This is a genomic window from Paracoccus haeundaensis, assembly GCF_006239215.1.
Taxonomy (GTDB): domain Bacteria; phylum Pseudomonadota; class Alphaproteobacteria; order Rhodobacterales; family Rhodobacteraceae; genus Paracoccus; species Paracoccus marcusii.
In genome coordinates this window covers 1-10,840 of sequence record NZ_VDDC01000060.1, presented here as the reverse complement: position 1 = coordinate 10,840, position 10,840 = coordinate 1, and the positions used below count along the sequence as shown (strand labels likewise).

The following is a 10,840-nucleotide window of genomic DNA, read 5'->3' as shown; positions in this document are numbered from 1 at the left end:
AGATCAGCAGACAGCAAAAACAGTACTTACGTCAGTGCCCAGCTTTCACGGGGCAACTCAATCCGTGCGCTCGCGGCGATCCCGGATACTTCGATATCCGGACGGCGCGTCGCACGAGAGCAATCGGCTTCGATCGAGCGTCAAGGGAAGCCTGGAACGATGGTCCCAGACAACGGCACCGAACTAACATCGACCGCCATCCTGCGGTCGTGTTCCGAGCATCGGATCGAGTGGCACTGCATCGCGCCGGGAAAGCCGATGCAAAGCCGCTTCGTCGAGGGTTTCAACTATCGGATGCGCGACAAGCTGCTCAATGATACCATGTTCCGCAACCTGGCTCATGCGCGTGTTGTGATCGCTGACCGGGCCGCCGACTACAACACCGAGCGCCCGCATTCGGCCCCGGATTACCAGACCCCGCCTGACTACGCGCCGGCCCTCACCACCGCAATTGCCCGCTCCGCTGCGCGAGATGAAAGCTCCGCGCGTCGAGCGATTGCTTAACCCGGCAGGTCATTGCGAACCACACTACTAATCATTTTCCAGCGGTCAGATCGGTCGACCTCAGCAATGCGACAAACCGAGAAAGCGTCGACCGGACGGCGCGTGCATGAAATTGGTCGGGCCGTGTGCGGGCCGCCAGCTTCGGACCGATGATCCAGTAGACCCTCACAAACAAGCGACCGGCCCGCGTCTTGATCAGGTGGTTGTCGCGGAACGCGCGCAACGCAACGACGTCGGGATGCCAGGCATTTCCATAGGCGGACGTTGCGACGAAACAGGCGCCGCCAGAGGCGGATTCCTCATCCTGATCTGCGTAGGGATCGTCCGGGTCGGGGGTGTGGGGATCGTCGGCAACCGGCGGAACGGAAGGCAGGTCGTCTTCGTCGACCGGTCGAACGGGCAGGTCGTCGTTCGGAAGACCCTTGTCATCCTCTCGCAGTTCCAGACGGGCCATCGTCGCTTCCAGCTCATCGAAGTAGATCGACGTACCCTGCTGGTCCGGCTGATCGAAGTTTCCCTCGCCCTGGCGAAAGACCTCGACAACCTGGTCATGCGTCAGCCCGTTCAGATAACTGTCCGTCACCTCGACGATCCGATCATGGTCCATGAAATCGAGAACCTGTTCGTGCAGCATGTCGATCCGCTCGGCCTGACCGGCAAGAATGACCTGGCTTCCGTCGGGGAGCCCAACCACGATGTCGCTGTCCATCGCCTGTGATGCGTCGCGAAGTGCGCCCGCATCGGCGAAGGCTCCGCCAAAGCCGATATGGTCCCGGGTCGAAAAATCCAGGATGGACGCATCGCCGCCATTGCCGACCAGGAACAGGTTTCGTCCCCCGCCGCCTTCAAGGACGTTGTGATCCCGCGGGTCGTCGCTGCTGGCCACGATCATGTCGTCACCGTCGCCGCCTGCCACGGTGTCGTCGCCGCCATCCGGGAAGATCACGTCGCCCTGATCCGATGCCACAAGAACGTCGTCCCCCCTGCCGCCGGACAGGACATTTCTGCCGCCGCCCCCTTCTATCGTGTCATCGCCGACATGGCCGCGCAGGATGTCGTGACCCAGCCCACCGACGATCAGGTCGTCGACCATCCCGGTGGCCGGATCGGTGACGTTATGCGCCCCCTCGATGACCAGGTCGCGGCGAGGATCTGAGACCACGACGACCAGCATCTCTCCCGGTCTCAGATCATGGCGATCCTGAACGCCGGGGCCGGAAACCACGTTCATGTCTGCCCGCGCGTCGGCAATGCCGTTCGCGACCGTCACCATGCGTGCGGATTCGTCGAACCAGGGTGAATGCGGCGAATCCGCAGGCGTCAGCGTCCGGACCGAGACGTGCATCCCGTCAGCGATGCCCCCAAGATCGACCCTGCCCGCCCCGTTGGTCGGATTGTGCAGAAAGACGATCTTCTGGCTGTCATCCGCAAAGCCGGTGACGCCGATCCCGTCGGTCACAGCGATGTCCTGCAGGGCATGGGCATCGGTCATGGTGGTCTTTCCGACCAGATGGCTTTGCGCGATGTCGTAGATCTGCCCCATCGGCGTTGCGATCGCGACGATCTGTCCGCCATTGCTCTCCGCCGCGGGAAACCGGGTGTCATAGAACTTGTTCGACAACCAGTCATAGGCGATGCCCCAATGGTCGATCGAATCAACGCCAAGATCCACCGCCTTTGAGAACGCGTCGATCCAGGCCGCACCCTGATCGATGCCGACGGCCGTGTTCGCGCCGATGTTGAATTCCGAGAGCGAGAACTTCAGATCGCTGGAGAACCCCTCGAACCGCTCAAAGACCTCCATCGGACGGATCGCCCAGTTCAGGTTCTGGGTGATCGTGCTGGCATCCGGGTAGCTGTGCTGGAAGACCGTGTCGATCATGCCGCGATGTTCCAGCGAGATCTTGGAGATGATGTCCGCGGACTCCTGCGGACCGTCCGCGGTCCATCTGCCGTCCGCGCCCTGCGTCGCGCGCCACTGGACCCCCGCCTGAACGCCCAAGCCTGGGGCATGCCAGCCGGACATGTCGTCCGAGAGCCGTTCGATCATGTCGGTGAGCTTGGGGATCTGCGCATTTGCGATCGCGCCGTATTGATGGCCCGTCAGGCTGCCCCAGGCCTTGCTGCCCCAGTATTCGTTGCCGATTTCCAGGTCCCTGATCACGGCGTCGGGAAACGCCTTAAGCGCCGTCTCCAGCCTGTCGACATAGCGGTCGAACCCCGAGTGATCGAAGACGCCCCCCTGCTTGTCATAGAACTGGAAGGTCGGCACGACCACGGTCATCGGCTTGCCGGTCAAGGAGGCATATTCCAACGCCTCGTTGATGGTCATGACATAGTTTTCGCTGCCGGGTTCGATCGGATCTCCGAACATCCGCGCCAGTCCGCCATTCGCCCAGGTCTGATCCTCGGTCACGCCGCCGCCGGGATAGCGAAACCCCGAGAAGTCGATTTCCTTGAGGGTTTCGGCAAAGGGCTGGCCATCCCTCAGACTGTCCCGCGTCAGGATGATGTTCGCGCCGAAATGAGCGTCCGTGATGAGTGACAAGGCGGTCTCCTTCAAGCCTGACCTGCGCCTGTTGCCGAAGGAGTGCCTGTCGACGCGCATGCGCCGATCCGCGTGGTCTGGTGCGTCGGCCCGATCGACGCTATGCAACAGCCCTTGATAAACCGTGAAGACGCGGCGGATTTCGACATGGCATCAGAATTGCGACCTAGGCCTGCATCGCAGTGGCCGCTGCTGACCATTGCCCAACCTGTACGCTAACTCGGTCCCCGCATCTTTCGCTTAAACCTGACGATGACGCATTCCTGCATCACAGCGCTTTGAGATGAAAAGAATTTTTTGGCAGCGCAACAGCTTTCGGCCGCTTTGCGATGAATGGTGCGCGCAAAGTAGATGCCGGTGCTATGCGTCCGTGGCGGTGCTGAACTCAGACGCTGCTCCGGATGGATCAATGGTGCGGGGATTCTGCGTCGCGAATGCTGGTGACGTCCACAGTCCTTCTGAGCAAGCCAACCTTCTGTGCGAAACAGCGCTTCGCCCAAAGGCTGCGCCTAAAGATGCGCCTGATATGGCATCGCGAAGGCGCATCCGCGATGCCGCACCGTTACACGCTCCGGCCTGCATCCACGCCCGCGGCTGCTGTGCTATCAAGCAGGGAAATACCCAACTGCAACGCGGCACCGATGGCCTTGGTCAGAACGACGTCAGGCGCGCCCGCGAACTGACATTCCCTGACCACGGGTGCGTCCCCGCGCAGACAGGCCGCAATGCAGACATATCCCGCGGGCTTGCCCTGATCGTCGTCCGGACCGCCCACGCCGGTGATCGCCAGCGCCAGCCCGGCGCCGGGGGCCGCATCCAGCGCACCCGTGGCCATCTGCCGGGCCACCTGCGGGTCATAGACCGTCCGCTCCTCGATCAGCTGGGCGGAGACCCCAAGCGCATTTACCTTCATCGACGGGGCATAGGTGACAAAGCTTCCCTCCAGCGCGGAGGAACTGCCGGACACGCCCGCGATGCTTGCCGCAAGCAGGCCGCCCGTGCAGGATTCCGCCGTCACCACGCGGCAGCCACGCCGTTCCAGCAGCTTGCAGAGCGCGCCGGCGGACAAGTGCAGATCGTCGGGAAACCCGATGTCCACCCGCTGCCTGCGCAGGATGGCGGGGCGGAACAGCCTTTCGTCCAGCCGGTCGATCAGCGCAAGCCGATCGGCTTTCGGATGCGCAAGATTGATGGGGTTGACGCGCTTGAACCAGGTCCGTCCCAGCCGCGTCACGACGGTCGACACGATCCTCTGTGCATGCGGATCGTCGTCTGTCCCCAAGCGCCGCTGGACATCGGCCATATCCATGTCGGGACTGTCCTTGCGCGCCTGATCCAGGGCAAAGACCACGATGTCCCATTCCAGATAGGTCGCGCCGATCTGCGCCTCGTCTCCGGCACCTATTCCCAACCCGTCGGTCGGCTTGGCGCGCCACGTGTGCTCAGGGACGCCGCTATTGCGGGCCAGCCACGGAATCTCCCACGACTTGAGCAGACCCTGTACCGGCGCCAGATCGCCCACATCGCCATGCAGCGTCCAGAAGCCCGCCCCCAGCTCCGAAAAGTTGTCCGTGCTGGCGACCAGGCCCCCGAGCCGGTGAGCCTGGTCGTAAAGCGTCATCATGCGCAATCGGGCGCGCAGGTTGCCCCGACGGGTGCGTGCTCCGTCATCATCGGCGGTCGCGATGCCGGGATGCAGTCGGGCCATGGCGGACACCATGGCGTCGTATTCCGCTGACAGATCCAGGTGAAAGTGTTCAAGGCCCAGCGCCTTGCAGGCGTCGATGCCGCGGTCGGTCTCCTCCGGCACCTGATGGATGGGCAGGGTCAGTCCGATGACCTGCCAGCCCGCCGCCTTGAACAGCGCCGCGGTCAGCGCTGAATCAACGCCACCCGACATCCCAAGGACCGCCGTTCCGACCCCGGCCTGCCGGCGATAGTCCTGCAATTGACCGATCAGGTGATCCTGCACCCGCTGCAACGCGGGCACGGGAAGAAACAGGCCGTCCTTCACCTGTTCGGTGAATTTGCGCGCGAACCAAGACGACAGCGCCCCTGCCTGGTCCTGTCGCGAGAGGTTCAGAATTTCCGTTTCCAACATGGTGCACCTGCTTTGGATTGGACCCGTATACCCATCCAAAGGGGCATTTTGTTCCCGCGCACCCGGACGGACTTCGAACCCCGGTGCCTGCTACGCGGTCGCATGATCCCAAGGCGGCACCGACTGCCAATTCGAACAATACTGCATCCCAATCATCAGCGTTTGAGACCCCGCCTCGGGGCGAGCCGCAGGAGTTTTCAGAATTTATCACTGCGACGTAAAGGAGCCGCTGTTGAATCCGCCTTACGATCACCCTGTTCGTGTCAGAATGCTGAAAAGAAAAGATATTTCGATCAGCCCCTGGCAGCATTCCGACTGCCGCGCGGAGTGATTCCCATCTCGCCCGCTGGTCACAGCCAAGGACGCCGATGCGATCTAAGTGCCGGGGCAAAGTCGGGGCGCCGTCCAAGGGAACTTAGTAAACCGGACAGACGAACGACCAAATGCGCTCGAAGATTGACGAACCGCAACCGGAGTTTGTCATGCGAAGCGTCCGGTTGAACGCCTGCCGCACGCCCCTTTCGTTAATGGCGTGTCAATGTCCGTGCCGTAACACTCCGAACCTGCGATGGCACTGTCGGGAAAGGCGATGTTCTGCGGCGCGCAGTTCCCCGACCACGCCGCCGCCTGCGCGGTCCATATTCCGGCGATCATCTCCATCGGCCCATCGCCCCTGGGCCCCGACCACGACCCGCTGATCGCGCGCCACATGGGCCAGATGTCGCCCGAGGCCTCGGTGGCCCGGGACGATCCGGCCTGGTTCTTCTAAACGTCGGGAACGACGGGGCATCCCAAGGCTGCCGTGCTGACCCGCGGCCAGATGGCCTTCGTCGTCACTAACCACCTGTGCGACCTGATGCCCGGCACCACGGAACAGGACGCGTCGCTGGTGGTGGCGCCGCTCTCCTACGGTGCGGGCATCCATGCCCTGACCCAGATCGCCCGCGGCGTGCCGACCGACGGTCTTGTGGCCGTTTACGGCGACACCCGCACCCTTGGTCCAGGCGCGCGCATCATCAGCGCGGGCCTGCATCTGGGCCAGGGGGGTGACATCCACGCACATGGGCTCTGGGCCGACGCTGAGGGGGTCCTGCACATGGGGCATCTGCGCCCCGAAGTCACGCACCTGTCCCGCGACGCCTGGATCACTGGATGGCAGTTGGACGGCGCCATCTTCCGCCGCATGCCGGACGCCGAGACGGGCTTTGCCCCGTTCCGACGCGCCGACGGCTGCCCGGTGGCCTACTGGCGCGCCTTGTGCGCCTGCGTCCGAATCTGGACCTCGTTCCCGTGATCACCGCGCTGATGCAGACCCGTACACGTATCCAAGGTCTTGGTGCCTTGTCGGCGCTCAGTTCGCCATAGGCGCACCTCGGCTCGGCCCGGCGACAGAGATCCTCATCCTGGGTCAAGACCGCACATCACTGCACGTCGCGTCGGTCGGTGCGGCACTGTTCACCAAGGCGTGCTGTCACGACAAATCATGATCTGCATTACCGCGTAACTGCTGCTGATCGACGCGCACCAGTCCCTGAATCACCACACCCTGTGGATCCGCAAGCGTGAAGCAAGAACTACCTAAGGAGGGAGTGCAATGTCCGTCGGGAATGGGATGTAGTTGTTGCGGATACTTCCGCCAGAGTTCTGCTGATTGGTGGGAAAATCGGTGATGTTACTCAATCATAAGCTGCATCAATCACGTTTTTTACACGGTCTTTGTTGGTCCAATTTACTCGCGACGCTTGTATTTCTGAGGATATTCTCGAATGAAGCCTACCTAAAAGCATAGTCTGTAAAATTTTAAGGAACTTTCCGGAGATTTGCCTCTTGTGCCGCACTTGAGAGATGTTGGCACTATCAGGAAGTCGTCACGATGCGAGCTGTTCGCGTTCCGCAGGTTACCCCTCCCCTTCGTAAATCCATGTCTGTCCTGCGGGACCCGACATTCAGGTTTCGGTCTGATGCATCTTCCAAACAAGCCGCCCCTGTGGGTGGCATGGCCAAGCGGGGGCTGGATGTCACGTTGGCGGTCTTGGGCCTGCTGCTGCTGGCGCCGCTGATCCTCGCGCTGGTCATCGTCCTCAAGCTGACGGATTCCGGGCCGCTGCTCTACGGGCACCGCCGCGTAGGCTTCGGCGGGCGCGAGTTCCGCTGCTGGAAGTTCCGCACCATGGTCGTCAACGGCGACGCCGTTCTGGAGCAGTATCTGCGCAAGCATCCCGCCAAGGCGGCCCTGTGGTACGAACAGCGCAAGCTGGTCGACGATCCGCGCGTCACTCCCCTCGGCGCCGTGCTGCGCAAACTGAGCCTGGACGAGCTGCCCCAGCTTCTGAACGTGCTGACCGGAGAGATGAGCTTGGTCGGCCCGCGTCCGGTCGTGCGGGCAGAGCTGGACCATTACGCCAGCTCCACCCGCCACTATCTGGCGGCCCGCCCCGGCCTGTCCGGCCTCTGGCAGATCAGCGGCCGCAGCAACACGACCTACATGGAGCGCGTGCAGATGGACCGCTTCTACGTGATGAAGTGGAACCCGTGGATGGACCTGCGCATCATCTTCATGACCATCCCCGCCGTCGCGCTGTCCCGCGGAGCGCATTGAGCGGGCGGCTGTATCCGATGCATGAATAGCCCAATGTTTCTTAGACACCTTCGTATGTCATCTTCTGCCGCCGTTCGAACTCGACTGGTGACAGCATCCTGTTCCTCGCATGCTTGCGCTTCGGGTTGTAGGACATCTTGGTGTAATCGAACACGTCCCGCCTGGCTTCTTCGCGGGTCCGATAGGTTTGCCGTCTGATCCGTTCCCGCTTGAGGAGGTTGAAGAAACTTTCGGCCACCGCGTTGTCGTGGCAGCCTCCTCGGCGGTTCATGGAGTGCTCAAGATTGCGGGCGCACAGGAAGGCGCCCCAATCCATGCTGGTGAATTGGCTGCCCTGACCGGAGTGGATCAGCACCTTCGCCTTGGGTTTGCGTCGCCAGACCGCCATGAGCAGGGCTTGCAAGACGACGTCCGTGGTCTGGCGGCTTTGCATCGATCATCCGATGACAAGCCGAGAGGTCGATGACCACCGCGAGATAGGCAAAGCCCTCCTGCGTCCGGATGTAGGTGATGTCCGTCACCCAGACACGATCCGGTGCTTCGACGTCGAACTGCCTGTCGAGGGTCTTGTCGACCATGACCGAAGGCTTGCCTCCGTAGCTGCCCGGACGCCGCTTGTAGCCGATCTGCGCCTTGATCCCTGCAAGTTGTGTCAGTCTGGCCACGCGGTTCGCGCAGATACTTTCTCCCTGCTCCAAAAGATCGTCGTGCAGTTTGCGATAGCCGTAGACCTTGCCGCTGTCGGTCCAGGCATTCAGCAGCATCTTCGTCTGGCGCTTGTCTTCAATCGCCCGATTGCTCAGCGGCACCTGAAGCCGGGCATGGAACCCGCTCGGTTGGATGCGCAGGCACCGACACATGGCCCTGACGGAAAACTGCCCTCGATGCTCGGCTACGAACGCGTATCTCACCTTGCATCCCCGGCGAAATACGCGCTCGCCACTGTCCTCGGACCGATGGCGGACAGGGCTCGCCCTTTTTTAGAATGTCCCGCTCTTTCGACACGCGCGCCACCTCGAGCTTCAGCCGACGGACCTCGACATCCTTATCGGTCTCGCCTGTGGCCGCCTTCGCGAACTTGCGCTTCCACGCATAGAGCGAATGCAGTCTGACCCCGAGCCGCTCCGAAACCTCCTTGATCGGGTAGCCCCGCTCCGTGATCTGTGCGACCGCGTCACGCTTAAACTCGTCTGTGAAATTGACAGTGCCCATCATGGCATCCTTGCCTCAAGGTTAGCGAAGAAAACGTCCAGGAAACATGGGGCTATTCAGATCACCCTTGCAGCAACCTTCATCTGTTGGTCGGGAATCCAGACGATAAGCGCATGCGGACTAAGCGCAGGACCTCAGGATCCGTAACGAGGTAGGGAAATACATGTTTTGTTATAGTGAGACATTCTATAGCCGAAGGCGGAAGCGCCATAACAGAGAGATTCCGTTACCTGCCAAGTCCGAACGTTCGTAGGAGATGAGACGCACTGGCATCGACGAACCTCTTTGCTGCTCCATAATGCTGCAAACTTCGATCTCTCAATGCTATGCACGAGACTGGCAACATGCCCCATGGCAAGCGAACGACCAGATGGTCCAAACGACGTTTACAACCGTCGATCTACACTCGCACGCCATGCCGACATGAGTGAACCTGTCTGCCTCGGCAGCGCCACCATCATATGACGGCACAGTATCTTCCGGCATCCAGATGCGATCGGTCGCAGCGCCACTCGCGCCATGCGGCCCGAAGCGCCGGTCGGCACAACACGTTTTGCCATAACGGGGCCGACGCGCCAGTAAAGGCGGATGAAGGCGCGGCCAGTTGGGTATTTGACAAGTACGCGATCCCGGTATCGGCGAAGCGTCACCACATCCGGATGCATGCGGTCTCCATAGGCTGCGGTCGCGACAAAGCACGCCCCTCCTGAGGCGCCCTGATCCTCCTGGTCGGTGTCAGCCTCGTCACCAGTGCCTTCGTCATCTGAAGGGTCATCACCAACGGCAGGCAATTCGTCCGGGTCTGCCGCTGGCTGCGACGTTCCGGGAACGGGCTCGCCGTCGATATACTGCGTCGTGACGGTCTGTCCGTCCACCGTCTCCTGGACCAGGACGGGCTGGGTCGTGTTCGCGAAATTCTGGGTTATGAACAACGCGTCCTGAGTTCCGCCCTGCCCCTCAACCGACCCCAACGACAGGCCGATCCCGATATACGCGACATCGGGATCGAGGATGTTCGCCTGATGGGAGGGGCTTTCCATCAGCGCGGAATGCAGCCGGTCGACGTCGGCTTCGGTGGCCGGACCTCTCAGTCCCGTATAGGCCACATTCTCCGTCAGGTTCCATGACCCGCCGGCAAGCGGAAAGTCCGCATCCTCGACCCTGTCGGTCGGAGAGGATCCATTCTCGCCAGCGTGCGAAATCGCCTGCTCCTCGGCCATCCAGTCGGAATGGTCCTGAGCTGCGGCGTTCAGATGAACTTCGACGTGGACCGGGTTGAGGCCAGCCTGTTCCCGCTCTGCATTCACCAGATCGACGACGTGAAGTTCAAGACTGTCCGCAATCTCAGATGGCATCTTCCGCTCCAATTCCGTGAAGGAGGAGCGCGATGCAAATTTGCCGACGCAAAGGCCTGCTTGTCAGGCACGCTGCCTCATCTGACGCGAAGCTTGTCACAGCTTCCCGAGCTTTTCCAGATGAGCAGGCACGGTCGGCGACCGTCCGCCGGGTGATTGCATCAGGCCCTGTCCCTTCGCCGGCTTTGCGCAAACGCACGGACCTTTCGTTCAACACTCAGGCCATGCAGCACGATCATGCGGAGCCATCATGCTCGCCTGTTCTACCAGCGATCGATGCATGGCTTTGAGAGAGGATGCCGACAGAACAATGATGCCGCCAGCATGCCTCAAGACCAAGCACAATCATGATTCCTCCAGAAGCACGCGGGTTGAAATCGAGCGCGAGATACCCCTTCGCTGAGGTGCTCTCCATTCTTTTGACAGGATCTGGCGCTTTTCAAACTCTGATCTGCTCCTGCTGATCGGGTTGCGTTGCTTCTGCTGTCAGTGAGGAGACCACTGCTGGCGGTCGGCCGCCA

The 10,840-nt window shown here is 61.6% G+C and carries 7 protein-coding genes and 1 pseudogene; 4 read left to right on the top strand and 4 right to left on the bottom strand.

Annotation, left to right across the window (positions count from 1 at the left end; genetic code table 11):
* A partial coding sequence (locus tag FHD67_RS19195; RefSeq protein WP_246071359.1) for a transposase family protein occupies positions 1-504 on the top strand: 504 nt, incomplete at its 5' end.
* Positions 505-535: 31 nt separating this feature from the next.
* On the opposite strand, the gene FHD67_RS19190 is transcribed toward FHD67_RS19195, so the two are convergent.
* Entirely contained in the window at positions 536-3,052 is a 2,517-nt protein-coding gene (locus FHD67_RS19190; RefSeq protein ID WP_139599722.1) for a calcium-binding protein, read from the bottom strand.
* Between the two features lie 562 nt (positions 3,053-3,614).
* Positions 3,615-5,153: an NAD(+) synthase gene (nadE, locus tag FHD67_RS19185; protein ID WP_139599721.1), complete on the bottom strand. Its 1,539-nt coding sequence runs from the start codon at positions 5,151-5,153 to the stop codon at positions 3,615-3,617.
* 568 nt (positions 5,154-5,721) lie between these two features.
* On the opposite strand from nadE, the gene FHD67_RS21145 reads away from it, so the two are divergent.
* From FHD67_RS21145 to FHD67_RS19175, 3 genes are all read left to right on the top strand, one after another.
* Complete coding sequence (locus tag FHD67_RS21145; RefSeq protein WP_046000902.1) at positions 5,722-5,922, top strand: hypothetical protein; 201 nt, start codon at positions 5,722-5,724, stop codon at positions 5,920-5,922.
* A gap of 33 nt (positions 5,923-5,955) precedes the next feature.
* On the top strand, positions 5,956-6,447 hold the full coding sequence (locus tag FHD67_RS21140) for a PPC domain-containing DNA-binding protein (RefSeq protein ID WP_046000901.1): 492 nt from the start codon (positions 5,956-5,958) through the stop codon (positions 6,445-6,447).
* 702 nt (positions 6,448-7,149) lie between these two features.
* A complete protein-coding gene (locus FHD67_RS19175) occupies positions 7,150-7,752 on the top strand; it encodes a sugar transferase (protein ID WP_206692796.1) in 603 nt (200 codons plus the stop codon).
* Between the two features lie 40 nt (positions 7,753-7,792).
* Here the strand turns inward: FHD67_RS19175 and FHD67_RS19170 are convergent.
* Together FHD67_RS19170 and FHD67_RS19165 are read right to left on the bottom strand one after the other, a co-directional pair.
* Positions 7,793-8,964 (bottom strand): annotated as a pseudogene (locus FHD67_RS19170) (IS3 family transposase).
* A gap of 386 nt (positions 8,965-9,350) precedes the next feature.
* Positions 9,351-10,319, bottom strand: a complete 969-nt coding sequence (locus FHD67_RS19165; protein WP_052715277.1) for a CFI-box-CTERM domain-containing protein — start codon at positions 10,317-10,319, stop codon at positions 9,351-9,353.
* Positions 10,320-10,840: the final 521 nt, after the last annotated feature.